Origin of the sequence: Uliginosibacterium paludis (genome assembly GCF_039631355.1) — a bacterium.
Classification (GTDB): domain Bacteria; phylum Pseudomonadota; class Gammaproteobacteria; order Burkholderiales; family Rhodocyclaceae; genus Uliginosibacterium; species Uliginosibacterium paludis.
The window spans coordinates 71,618-84,506 of record NZ_JBDIVF010000012.1 but is presented as its reverse complement, the minus strand read 5'-3'; the positions used below and the strand labels follow the sequence as shown (position 1 = coordinate 84,506).

At 64.3% G+C, this 12,889-nt stretch carries 14 protein-coding genes and 1 tRNA gene; 3 read left to right on the top strand and 12 right to left on the bottom strand.

Annotation, left to right across the window (positions count from 1 at the left end):
- Positions 1-108: 108 nt before the first annotated feature.
- The 8 genes from tpx to ABDB87_RS18640 form a co-directional block, all read right to left on the bottom strand.
- A complete protein-coding gene (gene tpx, locus ABDB87_RS18675) occupies positions 109-606 on the bottom strand; it encodes a thiol peroxidase (protein ID WP_345929908.1) in 498 nt (165 codons plus the stop codon).
- An 88-nt stretch (positions 607-694) separates the two neighbouring features.
- A complete protein-coding gene (locus tag ABDB87_RS18670; RefSeq protein ID WP_345929906.1) occupies positions 695-1,969 on the bottom strand; it encodes a DUF3426 domain-containing protein in 1,275 nt (424 codons plus the stop codon).
- Entirely contained in the window at positions 1,963-2,856 is an 894-nt protein-coding gene (gene prmA, locus ABDB87_RS18665) for a 50S ribosomal protein L11 methyltransferase (protein ID WP_345929904.1), read from the bottom strand. Before prmA ends, ABDB87_RS18670 begins: the two co-directional genes overlap by 7 nt.
- 12 nt (positions 2,857-2,868) lie before the next feature.
- On the bottom strand, positions 2,869-4,215 hold the full coding sequence (gene accC, locus ABDB87_RS18660) for an acetyl-CoA carboxylase biotin carboxylase subunit (protein WP_345929902.1): 1,347 nt from the start codon (positions 4,213-4,215) through the stop codon (positions 2,869-2,871).
- Between the two features lie 102 nt (positions 4,216-4,317).
- Complete coding sequence (accB, locus tag ABDB87_RS18655) at positions 4,318-4,779, bottom strand: acetyl-CoA carboxylase biotin carboxyl carrier protein (RefSeq protein ID WP_345929900.1); 462 nt, start codon at positions 4,777-4,779, stop codon at positions 4,318-4,320.
- 55 nt (positions 4,780-4,834) lie between these two features.
- The gene (gene aroQ / locus ABDB87_RS18650) at positions 4,835-5,347 is read right to left on the bottom strand and encodes a type II 3-dehydroquinate dehydratase (RefSeq protein ID WP_345929898.1); all 513 of its coding nucleotides are present in this window, start codon (positions 5,345-5,347) and stop codon (positions 4,835-4,837) included.
- Positions 5,348-5,388: 41 nt separating this feature from the next.
- Positions 5,389-5,934, bottom strand: a complete 546-nt coding sequence (locus ABDB87_RS18645) for a TlpA family protein disulfide reductase (RefSeq protein ID WP_345929896.1) — start codon at positions 5,932-5,934, stop codon at positions 5,389-5,391.
- Positions 5,918-6,541: a hypothetical protein gene (locus ABDB87_RS18640; protein ID WP_345929895.1), complete on the bottom strand. Its 624-nt coding sequence runs from the start codon at positions 6,539-6,541 to the stop codon at positions 5,918-5,920. The genes ABDB87_RS18645 and ABDB87_RS18640 overlap by 17 nt, the downstream gene beginning before the upstream one ends.
- A 59-nt stretch (positions 6,542-6,600) precedes the next feature.
- On the opposite strand from ABDB87_RS18640, the gene mpl reads away from it, so the two are divergent.
- On the top strand, positions 6,601-7,953 hold the full coding sequence (gene mpl / locus ABDB87_RS18635) for a UDP-N-acetylmuramate:L-alanyl-gamma-D-glutamyl-meso-diaminopimelate ligase (RefSeq protein ID WP_345929894.1): 1,353 nt from the start codon (positions 6,601-6,603) through the stop codon (positions 7,951-7,953).
- A gap of 2 nt (positions 7,954-7,955) precedes the next feature.
- Positions 7,956-8,552 carry an SCO family protein gene (locus tag ABDB87_RS18630; RefSeq protein ID WP_345929892.1) on the top strand — a complete coding sequence of 199 codons (597 nt, stop codon included), beginning with the start codon at positions 7,956-7,958 and terminating at the stop codon, positions 8,550-8,552.
- A 39-nt stretch (positions 8,553-8,591) separates the two neighbouring features.
- Here ABDB87_RS18630 and dctP read toward each other — a convergent pair whose 3' ends face one another.
- The 3 genes from dctP to ABDB87_RS18615 form a co-directional block, all read right to left on the bottom strand.
- Positions 8,592-9,575 (bottom strand): TRAP transporter substrate-binding protein DctP, encoded by a 984-nt coding sequence (gene dctP, locus ABDB87_RS18625; protein ID WP_345929890.1) that lies wholly within the window; start codon positions 9,573-9,575, stop codon positions 8,592-8,594.
- Positions 9,576-9,686: 111 nt separating this feature from the next.
- A complete protein-coding gene (locus ABDB87_RS18620) occupies positions 9,687-10,016 on the bottom strand; it encodes an AzlD domain-containing protein (RefSeq protein WP_345929888.1) in 330 nt (109 codons plus the stop codon).
- A complete protein-coding gene (locus ABDB87_RS18615) occupies positions 10,009-10,734 on the bottom strand; it encodes an AzlC family ABC transporter permease (protein WP_345929886.1) in 726 nt (241 codons plus the stop codon). The genes ABDB87_RS18620 and ABDB87_RS18615 overlap by 8 nt, the downstream gene beginning before the upstream one ends.
- 78 nt (positions 10,735-10,812) lie before the next feature.
- On the opposite strand from ABDB87_RS18615, the gene ABDB87_RS18610 reads away from it, so the two are divergent.
- Positions 10,813-10,888, top strand: a tRNA-Ala gene (locus ABDB87_RS18610).
- A 303-nt stretch (positions 10,889-11,191) separates the two neighbouring features.
- Here the strand turns inward: ABDB87_RS18610 and ABDB87_RS18605 are convergent.
- On the bottom strand, positions 11,192-12,886 hold the full coding sequence (locus ABDB87_RS18605; RefSeq protein ID WP_345929884.1) for an ABC transporter ATP-binding protein: 1,695 nt from the start codon (positions 12,884-12,886) through the stop codon (positions 11,192-11,194).
- Positions 12,887-12,889 lie beyond the last annotated feature (3 nt).

Sequence of the window (12,889 nt, the reverse complement as noted above, 5' to 3'; positions counted from 1 at the left end):
CAGTTGCACAGCCTGTACTGTACAAATAGCAAAGGCCCCGAGGGGCCTTTGCTTAACTGAGCGGCATTGCCGCATCAGCGGCCGTTTTCCATTGTGCAGCAAATGCCTTTACAGCACGGCCAGCGCGGCAGCGTAGTCCGGCTCTTCCTTGATTTCCGGCACCAGTTGCGAGAACAGGACCTTGTTGGACTCGTCCAGCACCACCACCGCGCGCGCGGTCAGGCCTGCAAGCGGGCCAGAGGTAATGTCGACGCCGTAGGCCTTCTTGAAGCCGCTGTCACGGAAGGTCGAAAGGGTCTTCACGTTGGCCAGCCCCTCCACTTCGCAGAAACGCTTGGCGGCGAACGGCAGGTCGGCAGAGATCACCAGCACCACGGTGTTGGCCAGGCTCGAAGCCTTCTCATTGAATTTGCGGGTGGATGCGGCACAGACGCCGGTATCCAGGCTGGGAACGATGTTCAGGACCTTGCGCTGACCGGCATAGCTTGCCAGCGTGGCTTCGGACAGGTCGGCAGCGACCAGCTTGAAATCGGCGGCAGCGGCGCCGGCTGCGGGGAATACGCCCGCCACATCGATCGGGTTACCGCCAAGCGTAACAGTGCTCATGTTTTTCTCCGTTGAATGGGGTTCCGCGCCCGGGGGCACAGCCTTGCCATGCTAGCGGAGTATCGGCGCCGGTCCAACCCTGAGCGCATCAGGGATAGAACACGTAGAGCCGGTAGCCCTGGGCGCTGAGCTTGTCGAGATCCAGCGAGATATTGGCGGTGACATCGCTGTGCGCCTCGAAAGCGGGTTGATTGCGATTGGCTTCGGGCAACCATTCGGCCGGGGCGAGAACCCGGCGCGCCACCGCGATGTCGAAACGGTCGGTAATCGTGAGCTCGAGGGACGGCCAGGCCTGGGGATAGGGCACATGATTGGCGATGGTCGCCACCAGGCGATAACGACCGGCGCCGCCCGAGTCGGCAAAGAACTCGCTGCTCTCGATCTTGATCTTCTCGTTGGTGGCCTCCTGCGGATAGGGCACGGTACAGGCCAGCAGCGCGCAGGCTTCTTCAAGCTCCGGACGCAGGTTGGGCATCTCGCGCGCGAGTTCCGTCCGGAACACATAGGCCAGCTGAAACAGTGCAACCAGCGCCAGCAGCACGCAGCCCAGTATCCACTTCCACTTGCCATGCCCGCTGCGCCGGTCTTCGACCAGATTCCGGCCGGCCTGGTGCTCCTGGCGCTCATGCTCGTCAAACAGCGATGCTGCGCCGGGCCCGGGCTCGTCGGCGTCCATCCGGGTCAGATCGAGAGGTTCCTCGAGCATCACGGTCTGACCGAAGCTCTGGTCAGCCTCGGGATCGTAGGCCCGGATGCCAAGCTCGCGGGCGATGCGCGATTCATATTTCGGCTCGCCGGCAGCCGCCATTTCGGCCGCCAAGGGTTTGCCGTCCTCCGCGGCCTTGCCCTCGTCCGATACGTCCTTCGGCAGACGATCGATCGAAATGACCGGCTCCACCGGCTCGGCAGGCGGAACGGGGTCGGCACTGAAGCCCTCGCCTTCCAGGCCACTCAGATCGAAGTCCAGCTCGCCATCGGCAGAGAAGGATGCCGGCAGGGCATCAATCGTGATCTGCAGAGGATCGTCCTGAACCGCTGGCGCAAGGACCGAAGCAGGCGCAGCCGGCACGGACGTGACCGGGGCATCCGGAACGGGCCGGGGCGGAGCAGCCAGGCGGACAGGCTGCGCGACCGGCGCGGCAACTGCGGGCGCCGCAGCCCGGGTCGGTGCTGCGACAGAGGGCGAAACAGGGGGAACGGGATTGGGCGGCAGCCCCGCCTCATCCTCCATCTCCTCCAGATGGGACAGCGCCGAGAAGGCCTGCTGGCAATGGCCGCAACGCACACGCCCGCCGCGCACGGACAACTGCTCCGGACGAATCCGGAACACCGTGCTGCAATGCGGACAGCGCGTGGTCAGCATGCGCGCTGACCCTCCAGGCGTATCCAGCCGTCATGCTCTGCGCCGACCTGCAGCGCGATATAGGGCGAATAGGCATCGATGACCTGCCTGGCCTGGGTTGCCAGCACGCCGGAGAGCGCCAGCCGGCCTCCCGGCTTCACCTTGGCGGCGATGCCGGGCGCCAGCACGCAAAGCGGATTGGTCAGGATATTGGCCACCACGAGATCGAATTCACCCTGAATATGACGGGCGCTATTCTGCCATGTGGCATTGCTCACGCCGTTGCGTTCGGCATTGGCATGGCTGGCTTCGACAGCGTGCGGATCGATATCGCAACCGGTCACGCTCCCTGCGCCGAGCTTTGCAGCGGCAATCCCGAGGATGCCGGAGCCACAGCCGTAGTCCAGCACGCTCACGTCAGGAGTCACCACCTCACACAGCCATTGCAGGCAGAGACGGGTCGTCGGATGCGAGCCGGTCCCGAAGGCCATGCCCGGATCCATTTCGATATTGATGGCGGAGGCGTCAGGCGACTGATGCCAGGACGGCACGATCCAGAGGCGATCGGTGATGCGGATCGGATCGAACTGCGCCTGGGTGAGCTGTACCCAGTTCTGCTCGGCGACTTCCTCGACCGAAAAATCAGGCATCGCGTCGAGACCGACCGCCGCCACCGCCTCGGCCAGCAAGGCCGGAATGTCTGCGTTTTCGTCGAACAGCGCGATGACCACGCTCTGATCCCAGAGGCGCTCATTGACACTGCCCGGCTCACCGAACTGCGGCGTTTCGCGATCGGTACCCGCATCGGCATCCTCGATGGAGACGGAAAGCGCGCCCGCCTCCATCAGGGCTTCGGAAAGGGCCTCGGCCTGCTCTGCCGCAGCCTTGAGGGAGACGGAATACCACATGCTTCGGAACCTTCAGGTGTTGCCCGCGAGCTTCTTCTCGAGGTAGTGGATGCTGGTGCCACCCTGCAGGAAATGCGTGTCGGTGAGCATTTCCTGATGCAGCGGGATATTGGTCTTGATGCCGTCGACCACCATTTCGGACAGGGCAATACGCAACCGGCGGATGGCCTGCTCACGCGTGTCGCCATAGGCGATGACCTTGCCGATCATCGAGTCGTAATGCGGCGGCACGGTATAGCCCGCGTACACGTGCGAATCGACGCGGATGCCCGGGCCGCCCGGCGTGTGCCACTGGTGGATCTTGCCCGGCGAGGGAATGAACTTGAAGGGGTCTTCCGCATTCACCCGGCATTCGATGGCATGACCCCTCAGCTGGACGTCCTTCTGCGTGTAGCGCAGCTTCTCTCCGGCTGCCACGCGGATCTGCTCCTGCACGATGTCGATGCCGGTGATCAGTTCGGTGACGGGATGCTCCACCTGGACGCGGGTGTTCATCTCGATGAAGAAGAATTCGCCGTTTTCATAGAGGAACTCGAAGGTGCCCGCACCACGGTAGTTGATGCGCTTGCAGGCGGCCACACAGGCTTCGCCTACCCGGGCGATGGCCTTGCGGTCGATGCCCGGCGCCGGCGCTTCCTCGATCACCTTCTGGTGACGACGCTGCATCGAGCAGTCGCGCTCGCCCAGATAGATCGCATGACCATGCTGGTCGGCCAGCACCTGGATCTCGATGTGCCGCGGGTTCTCGAGGAACTTTTCCATGTACACCGTCGGATTGCCGAACGCGGCACCGGCTTCGGTACGAGTCGTCGTCACCGCCGTCAGCAGGGCGCCTTCGGCATGCACCACGCGCATGCCACGACCACCGCCGCCGCCGGACGCCTTGATGATCACCGGATAGCCGATGGCGCGCGCAATCTTGACGATTTCCTTGGGGTCGTCAGGCAGCGCGCCGCCGGAGCCCGGCACGCAGGGCACGCCGGCCTCGATCATCGCGGCCTTGGCAGAAACCTTGTCGCCCATCAGGCGGATGGTTTCGGGGCGCGGCCCGATGAACACGAAACCGGAAGACTCCACACGCTCGGCAAAGTCGGCGTTTTCCGATAGGAAGCCATAACCGGGGTGAATCGCTTCCGCATCGGTGACTTCGGCTGCGGCAATGATGCGCGGCACATTGAGGTAGGACTGGGCCGAAGCCGCCGGGCCGATACAGACCGATTCGTCCGCCAGCTTCACATACTTGGCTTCGGCGTCCGCCTCGGAATGCACCGCAACGGTACGGATGCCCAGTTCCCGGCAGGCCCGCAGTACACGCAGCGCAATTTCGCCGCGGTTAGCAATCAGGATCTTGTCGAACATGTCTTTGTGGGGAGTAGGGAGTGGGGAGTCGGCTCAGTTTCCAGTCGTCGGTGCCGACTGCTGATTTTTCCGACTCACGTCTCACGACGCCCCATCCTCCTATTAGCCAATGATGAACAGCGGCTGACCGAATTCGACCGGCTGGCCGTTCTCGACCAGGATTGCCTTGATGACACCGGAGGCGTCCGACTCGATCTCGTTCATCAGCTTCATGGCCTCGATGAGGCACAGGGTTTCGCCGACGTTGACGCTCTGGCCCACTTCAGCAAAGGGCTTGGCACCCGGCGCCGAAGAGCGGTAGAAGGTACCCACCATCGGGGACTTGACGACATTGCCTTCGGGCTGGGCAGGCGCTGCCGGCGCCGCAGCGGCGACGGGAGCGGCCGCAGCCGGAGCAGGAGCGGCTGCCGGAGCGCTGGGCAGCTGGGTGACATAGCTCATCTGGGCGCTCGCTGCGGTGTGCTTGGCGATGCGTACTTTCTCCTCGCCTTCGGTGACTTCGAGTTCGGCAATGCCGGACTCTTCCACGAGGTCGATGAGTTTCTTGAGTTTCCTGAGATCCATGGCTCACTCCAAAAATGAAAATGGCGCGGCTTGCGGCCGCGCCAGCAAATGATGTTCAGCCCGCCAGCAGCTTGTTGAGCGCAAAATCGACGGCGTACTGATAGCCCTCGGCGCCAAGACCGCAAATCACGCCAACCGCGATGGACGAGGTGTAGGTGTGATGGCGGAAAGGCTCGCGGGCATGCACGTTCGACAGATGCACTTCAACGAACGGGATTGCGACAGCCGCCAGCGCATCGCGCAGCGAAACGCTGGTATGACCGAGACCGGCGGGATTGATGATGATGAAATCGACGCCTTCGGTATAGGCCGCATGCAGACGATCGATGAGTTCGCCTTCATGGTTGCTCTGGAAGGATTCGAGCAGGGCACCTGATGCCTTGGCACGATCTTCCATGGCCCGATGGATGTCGGCGAGCGTGGTATGCCCATAGACGCCGGGCTCACGCACACCGAGCATGTTCAGATTCGGGCCGTGCAGGACTAGAATCCGTGCCCGGTAGGCCGCAGATTCAGCCTTGCGGGCCTTCCCCGCCTGCTTTGTCTTGCTGGTCGAGCTTTTGTTCATGGCCGCGAGTTTGCCGCAATTCGCTGCACGTTGTCCATCTTTCACTTCACGTTCGCACCATTCGGTAGGGAATGGTCTTGCAACCACGCAACGAGCATTTCCCGCGTCATCGCCCCGGCATGCCTTGCCAGCAGGCGTCCATCGGGACTGATCAGGACACTGAAAGGCAGGCCGCGGGACGTATTGCCGAGCGCATCCATCAGGGCGGAGGTCCGGCTGCCGGAGATCAGGACCGGATAGGAAACCGGCGACTGTTTCAGGTAGCTGGCGACATTTTCGGCCGAATCCCAGGCGATTCCCAACACGCGCACGCCATCCGGCGGATTCCCGCCGGCAAACGCATCAAGCAGCGGCATTTCCTCCCGGCAGGGCGCACACCAGCTCGCCCAGAAATTCACCAGCAGGTAGTGGCCGCGCCAGGGAGCAAGCGTTGCCTCGCGACCGGAAAGATCGCTCATCCGCTCGCCCAGCAGTCGGGTAACGGCAGGATCCGGCCCCGCCGGGCGGGCGGCAAACCACCACAGCGCCCCGGTCAGCACGGCCACGCCTGCCGCGATCGAGACCAGCCACTCAGGCCTGCGTGGCATGCGTCCTCATTCCGAGCAGGCTTTCGAAGCCTTCCAGCCGCAAGCGCTCCTGGACCGTGCCGTTGTGATGCCTGCGCGGCGTCCGCTCGGCAACATGGTTGTGCACATAAACCTTGACCGGCACCTCATCGCATTCGAAGACGAGAATCGCCTCCGGCGCCTCGAAGCCGGTGCTGCGCACTTCCTTGTGCTCGTAGGGTACGTCGCGTCCGAGCAGGAAGATCTCGACATCCTTTGCGCTGTCGGCATAGACGTCGATCTCGACTTCTGAGAAGGCATCGACCAGTCCGTCGATGACGGCGCCGGTCACGTAAGGCCGGAACGGCGCCAGCAGCCGCAGCACGACCAGCGCAGCCGCGCGCATCTGCTCGAGCCGCTCCAGATCCGTTTCGTCACTGAACAGGGATCGCCACTCGCGCAGCGCCTCCTCCACCTCGGCGTTGCTGGGCAGGTCTTTCTCGGGCACCCCCAGCTGCCGGGCCGCCTTGCGCTTGGCAAAGGCGTAGTCCTCGATACCTTCTTCGGCGATCAGCCGGGCAGCATGGGCCGCAATACTGCGGCGCAGATCACCGAGAACACTGTCGGTCGTATTCGGGCGGGCAGGCATGATGGCTCGCAGGCGGTAGAATCAGGCCCATTCTACACACGCCGGACACGCGCCCAACCATGCACATCCACATCCTTGGCATCTGCGGCACCTTCATGGGCGGCATCGCCCTGCTGGCACGGCAGGCGGGCCATACCGTCACCGGTTGCGATGCAAATGTCTATCCACCGATGAGCACGCAGCTTGTCGAACAGGGCATCGCGCTGATCGAGGGCTACTCGCCGGATCAGCTCGCCATGCAGCCCGACCTGTTCGTCGTCGGCAACGCCGTCTCGCGTGGCAACCCGCTGCTCGAAGCGATCCTGGACAAGGGTCTGCCTTACACCTCCGGCCCGCAGTGGCTGGCCGACAACATCCTGCAGGGCAAGTGGGTGCTGGCAGTCGCCGGCACTCACGGCAAGACCACCACCAGCTCGCTGCTGGCCTGGATCCTCGAAGACTGCGGCATGAACCCGGGCTTCCTGATCGGCGGCGTGGCCAGCAATTTCGGGATCTCGGCGCGTCTGACCGACACCCCTTTCTTCGTGGTCGAGGCGGACGAATACGACACAGCGTTCTGCGACAAGCGCAGCAAGTTCGTGCACTACCGCCCGCGCACGGTGATCCTCAACAACCTCGAATACGACCACGCCGACATTTTCCCCGATCTCGCCGCCATCGAAACCCAGTTCCACCATCTGGTCCGTACCGTTCCGGGCCAGGGCCGGATCATCGCCTACGGCGCCGAAGCCAGCCTCGACCGGGTCATCAGCCGTGGCTGCTGGAGCGAGCTTGAGCGCTTCGGCGGCACGGGCGGCTGGCAGGTCGCCGAGGATGACGGCCGCGATCATGTCCGCTTCTCGCTTGATGGCGAGGAGGTGGCCGATTGCGTGCTGCCTCTGGCCGGCCAGCACAACCGGATGAATGCCCTGGCCGCCATGGCGGCGGCTCGCCACGTCGGCATCACGCCGGCCAGTGCCGCCAGCGCGCTCTCCCGCTTTGCCGGCGTCAAGCGCCGGCTGGAAGCGCGTGGCACGGCGCGCGGCGTGACGGTCTATGACGACTTCGCCCATCACCCTACCGCCATTGCCACCACGGTATCCGGCCTGCGCCGGCGCATCGGCAGCCGCCGCATCCTGGCGGTGCTGGAGCCACGATCCAACACGATGAAGCTCGGCGCCATGAAGAGCCAGCTGCCGGGCAGCCTGAGCGACGCCGACCGCGTGTTCTGCTTCGCGAAGAATCTGGGCTGGGATGCTGCCGAAGCCCTGCAGCCGCTGGGTGGCAAGGCACAATGCTTCGACGACCTGGAGCGTCTGGTGAGCGCGGTTACCGCAGAAGCGCATGACGGCGACCAGATCCTGGTCATGAGTAACGGAGGCTTCGGCGGCGTGCATGACAAGCTGCTCGAAGCCCTGGCACGAAAGGCCTGAGCATGCAGCCTGATCGTCGCCGGATCATCGCCGCCGCCTGCGGTCTGGCCCTGCTGGGCCTGACCGGCTGCCAGCGCGGCCCGCGCTTCAATACCACCGACATCAGCGGCTCCGACATGGGCGCCGCGCTCCGGCTCACCGACCATCATGGCAGGCCACGCACGATGGCGGACTTCGCCGGCAAGGCCGTGGTCGTCTTTTTCGGATACACCAACTGCCCCGATGTATGCCCCACCAGCCTCATGATGCTCAAGGAAGCGCTCGCCGCCCTCGGGCCGGATGCCAGCCGCGTGCAAGTGCTTTTCGTCAGCGTGGATCCCGCCCGCGACACCCCGCAGCAGCTTGGCGCCTACATGCAGGCGTTCGACCCGGGCTTCCTTGCCCTGAGCGGCAGCGATGCGGAGATCGCAGCCGTTGCCAAGGCCTTCAAGGTCTTTTACGAAAAGAAGGGCGACATCGCCGGCGGCCACTACACCATCGACCACACCGCCGGCTGCTACATCTTCGGGCCGGATGGCCGTACCCGCCTTTTCGCACGCCACGGCGAAACGCCGGAGCGCGTCGCGGCGGACCTCAAGCTGCTGCTCGCCGGCCAGTGACACGCGAGCGCCCCGGCGAGGCCCGGGTCGCCCAACGCATCATTTCACCCGCAGGATGGCCAGCACGGTTTCAAGATCCGCGCTGTCGGTGATGTATTTGGAATAGAGCTTCACCGCATAGCCTTCGATGCCGGCCATGGCGATCTGGCTCTTCTCCACCACCACGGCGCCTTCCTTCTTCGCCTTGGCCAGAGACTGCGTCTCGCTGTCCGCCCACAGCTTCTTCATGAAGTCCGACGAATCACTGGCAGCATGCTCGAGCGCCTTCTGCTCGGCCTCGCTCAGGCTTGACCAGGTCTTCTTCGAAATCACCAGCACCTCGGGCACCGAAGAGTGCTCGTCCAGACTGTAATACCTGGCGATCTTGTAGTGACCACTGGACACATAGGACGGTGTGTTGTTTTCCGCCGCATCGATCTCGCCACTCTGGAAGGCATCTGCCACCTTGTCATACGGCAGCACGACCGGCGTTGCGCCCAGCTGGCTGATCAGATCCTTGTAGACCGGCGAATCCTGCACGCGGATGCGCAGGCCCTTGAAATCCGCCAGGCTGCGGATGCTGCGCTTGCTGCTGTAGAACGAACGCGTGCCGCTATCGTAGTAGGTCAGCACGACTGCGCCATTCTGCTCGGCCTCCTTGCGGATGCGCTTGCCGAAATCGCCGCCCAGTACGCGCCACATGTGTTCGCGACTGCGGAAGAGGTAAGGCAGGCTCAGCAGCTTCACCGCCGGCATGTCCTTGGCCAGCTGGGCCAGATTCACGCGTGCCATGTCGAGCGAGCCGGCCTTCACCTTCTCCCAGGCCTCGCCCTCCCCCCCCATCTGGCCGCTGTGCCGGAGCTGGATCTGCAGAGCCCCCTTGCTCGTTTCGGCCAGACGCGTCGCCATCCGCTCCTCCACCTGGATCATCAGATGGCCCGGCGGATGCACATCCGCCAGCATGAACTCCTTCGCGCCGGAAACCTGGGCAAACAGGCCCGCCAGCAAGGCGAACGCACCCAGCACCACTTCTCTTCTTTTCATGACTCCCCCCGTATGCCGGGCACCGGCCCTCGCCGGTAATGCCCGTTCATTCGTCAGGCATCGTCATGACATCGTCTTACAAAACAAATAGTCAGAAACCCTAATGCCGGATCAGGAAAGCAGCGCCTGGAAGAGCCAGAGCGCGAGCAGCCCGATCGCGATCGTGGCGAGTACGCTACGGGTGAAATACGCAACCAGCGCCGCCAGAAAACCTGCCCAGAAGCGCGGGTTTTCAAGCAATGGCGCCAGTCGGCCCTGCTGGATGAACACCTCCGGCGCGATCAGCGCGGCCAGCACGGAAGCGGGAACATACGCCAGCAAGGCACGGAAACGTGGCCCCGGACGGAAGCGCTCGCCGCTCATCAGAAAAAGTGCGCGTGTTGCAAAAGTGATCAGACCGCCGGCCAGCATTGCAAGACAAAGCAGAAAGGTGTCATTCATCTTGCGCCCTCCTGTCGAAGCGGCGAGCCGCCATCCCGGCCGCCATGCCGGCCAGCGCCGCCAGCACGATCCAGAGCTTGTAGGGCACGCCCTGGGCTGCCAGCGCCACCGTGGCAGCGACCGCGGCGGCGAAGAGTTCGCTGCGCCGGCGAAGCCCCGGCACCAGCAGCGCAATGAAGGTCAGCGCAATAGAGAAATCCAGCGACCAGCCCGCGGGAATCACCGCCCCGACCAGCACACCGCCCAGCGTGGCCAGTTGCCAGCAGGCCCACAGCGTGAAGCCGGTACCGAACAGGAACCAGTGCCGGTGAGGCGTCTGCGGCCCGGCCGACAAGCGTCCCACGGCCGCCATATAGGCTTCGTCAGTGAGCAGATAGGCCAGCAGCAGCTTCCAGCGCAGGCCCAGTCCGCCCAGCAGATGGGCGATGCTGGCGCTGTAGAGCGCATGCCGCAGATTCACCACGCCAACCGTTCCGACAATCACCGGCACCGGCACGGCCGCACCCCAGAGCTGTGCGAACACCACCTGCGACGAGCCACCGAACACCACCGACGACATGGCCACCACCGCCCAGGCCGGCAAACCGGCTTGCAGACCGAGCACACCGAAGACCAGGCCGAAGGGAATCACGCCCAGCAGCAAGGGCGCTTCGGCCTTCGCGCCCGCCCACCATTCGGCCTTGCGGCCCGCGCTTTCCAGATGACTCCAATCGCTCACACCGGCCTCCTGCGTAATCCACAAGGATAACGCGCTTGGCAAGCCTGCCCGATAGTCATTAGAATGCTCGGCACGCGTGGGGGGGTAGCTCAGCTGGGAGAGCGTCGCGTTCGCAATGCGAAGGTCGGGAGTTCGATCCTCCTCCTCTCCACCACCGATTCGTCGTCACGACATTCCGTGACGGCACCAAAAAGCCGCACAGCCTTGAGCTCTGCGGCTTTTTTCATGTTTGTGACCCCGTCGTCAGGATGCTCCACACGCCGTGGCCGGGTCGCGAATGCGATGCGCATCCGCCTGAACCGTGGCCGCAGGTTTCCGGACCCGCCAGGGGAGCGCATGCATCGCGGCGGTGCGCCGGCAGAACGCGCGCTGCCACGCGCGCGGTCCGACCCGGCGGATCCTTGGCTCGCCGGTCGCCTGCCCCGCGGCCGCCAGGCGGCCGCGGGGCATTCAGCGCTCAGGCCGCGGCGGACCAGCCTTGTGGAATCGAGGCCAGCAGACGGCGGGTATAGTCGCTGGCAGGCGCGCGATAAATGCTGTCAGCATCCGCCTGCTCCACCACCTCGCCCTTGTTCATCACCATCACCTGATCGGAGATGTGGCGCACCACCGCAAGGTCGTGCGAGATGAAGAGGTAGGAGAGGCCGAACTCGTCCTGCAGATCCTGCAGCAGATTGAGCACCTGCGCCTGCACCGACACATCCAGCGCCGACACCGACTCGTCGCAGATCAGGATCTCCGGCTTGAGCGAGAGACAGCGCGCTATCGCGATGCGCTGACGCTGGCCGCCGGAAAACTCGTGCGCATATTTTTCCATCGAGCGCGCCGGCAGGCCGACACGGTCCAGCAGTTCGCGGGCGAGCTGCTCGCGCTCGGCACGGTTTGCGCCGATGCCATGCAGCTGCATCGGCTCGGTGAGGATGCTGCCGACCGTGAAGCGCGGATTGAGCGAGGCATAGGGATTCTGGAAGACGATCTGGATGCGCCGCTTGTAGTCCATGAATTCGCGCTCGTTCATCGCGAGAATGTCCTGCCCGTGGAACAGGGCCTTGCCGGCTGCAACTTCGCGCAGCCGCATCAGCGCGAGGCCGACCGTGGTCTTGCCCGAGCCGGATTCGCCCACGATGCCGAGCGTACGGCCCTTGGCAAGCTTGAAGGAAACGTTCTTCACCGCCTCGAACTTGCGCTTGCGGAAGAGCCCTTCGCGGATGTCGAAATTCACGCACAGCCCCTGCACTTCCAGTGCGACGGCATCGTCCTGCGCATAGCCGCGCGCGCGTTCGGGCGGCTGCACATAGGGCTCGGGGCGCAGGAAATCCTCGATCACCGCCAGTCGCTCGGGCCGGTGTGCCACCGAGGGCCGACACGCGATCAGCGCGCGGGTGTAAGCATCCTGTGGCGCCTCGAACACCTGCTGCGCACTGCCCTGCTCGCGGATCTCGCCATGACGCATGACGATCACCTCGTCGGCGAACTCGCCGACCACGCCGAGATCGTGGGTGATGAAGAGCACCGACATGCCGTGCTTCTTCTGCAGGCCCGCGAGCAGCTCCAGAATCTGTTTCTGGATCGTCACGTCCAGCGCGGTGGTGGGTTCGTCAGCAATCAGCAGCTTGGGCTTGCAGGCAATCGCGATGGCAATCATCACGCGCTGCTGCTGGCCGCCCGAGAGCTGATGCGGATAGGCGCGGGCGCGCTTTTCCGGATCGGGCAGACCGACTTCCTGCAGCAGTTCGATCGCGCGTTGCCAGGCCGCGGAGCGGCTCAGCGCCTCATGCAGCATGAGGGTCTCGGCGATCTGGTCGCCCACGGTATAGACCGGGTTCAGCGAGCTCATCGGCTCCTGGAAGATCATCGTAATGTCTCGCCCGCGCAGCGCGCGCATCTCGGCCGGCGTGGCCTTGAGCAGATCGCGGCCGGCAAAGAGGACTTGGCTCGCAGGATCAATCTCGCAGCCGTATTGCGGCAGCAGGCGCATGATCGCCATCGAGGTGACGGACTTGCCCGAGCCGGACTCGCCGACCAGCGCCACCGTGCGGTGCGCGGGAATGTCGAGGTCGATGCCCTTGAGCGCCTCGAAGCGGCCACCGTCTTCCTGGCGGAAAGCCACCCTCAGCTGGCGGATGGACAGAAGGATTTCACGTTCGCTCATCGC

Bases quoted from the DNA above. Each gene is read 5' to 3' on its own strand.
- tpx (WP_345929908.1), bottom strand. From the start codon at position 606: ATGAGCACTGTTACGCTTGGCGGTAACCCGATCGATGTGGCGGGCGTA.
- ABDB87_RS18670 (WP_345929906.1), bottom strand. From the start codon at position 1,969: ATGCTGACCACGCGCTGTCCGCATTGCAGCACGGTGTTCCGGATTCGT.
- prmA (WP_345929904.1), bottom strand. From the start codon at position 2,856: ATGTGGTATTCCGTCTCCCTCAAGGCTGCGGCAGAGCAGGCCGAGGCC.
- accC (WP_345929902.1), bottom strand. From the start codon at position 4,215: ATGTTCGACAAGATCCTGATTGCTAACCGCGGCGAAATTGCGCTGCGT.
- accB (WP_345929900.1), bottom strand. From the start codon at position 4,779: ATGGATCTCAGGAAACTCAAGAAACTCATCGACCTCGTGGAAGAGTCC.
- aroQ (WP_345929898.1), bottom strand. From the start codon at position 5,347: ATGAACAAAAGCTCGACCAGCAAGACAAAGCAGGCGGGGAAGGCCCGC.
- ABDB87_RS18645 (WP_345929896.1), bottom strand. From the start codon at position 5,934: ATGCCACGCAGGCCTGAGTGGCTGGTCTCGATCGCGGCAGGCGTGGCC.
- ABDB87_RS18640 (WP_345929895.1), bottom strand. From the start codon at position 6,541: ATGCCTGCCCGCCCGAATACGACCGACAGTGTTCTCGGTGATCTGCGC.
- mpl (WP_345929894.1), top strand. From the start codon at position 6,601: ATGCACATCCACATCCTTGGCATCTGCGGCACCTTCATGGGCGGCATC.
- ABDB87_RS18630 (WP_345929892.1), top strand. From the start codon at position 7,956: ATGCAGCCTGATCGTCGCCGGATCATCGCCGCCGCCTGCGGTCTGGCC.
- dctP (WP_345929890.1), bottom strand. From the start codon at position 9,575: ATGAAAAGAAGAGAAGTGGTGCTGGGTGCGTTCGCCTTGCTGGCGGGC.
- ABDB87_RS18620 (WP_345929888.1), bottom strand. From the start codon at position 10,016: ATGAATGACACCTTTCTGCTTTGTCTTGCAATGCTGGCCGGCGGTCTG.
- ABDB87_RS18605 (WP_345929884.1), bottom strand. From the start codon at position 12,886: ATGAGCGAACGTGAAATCCTTCTGTCCATCCGCCAGCTGAGGGTGGCT.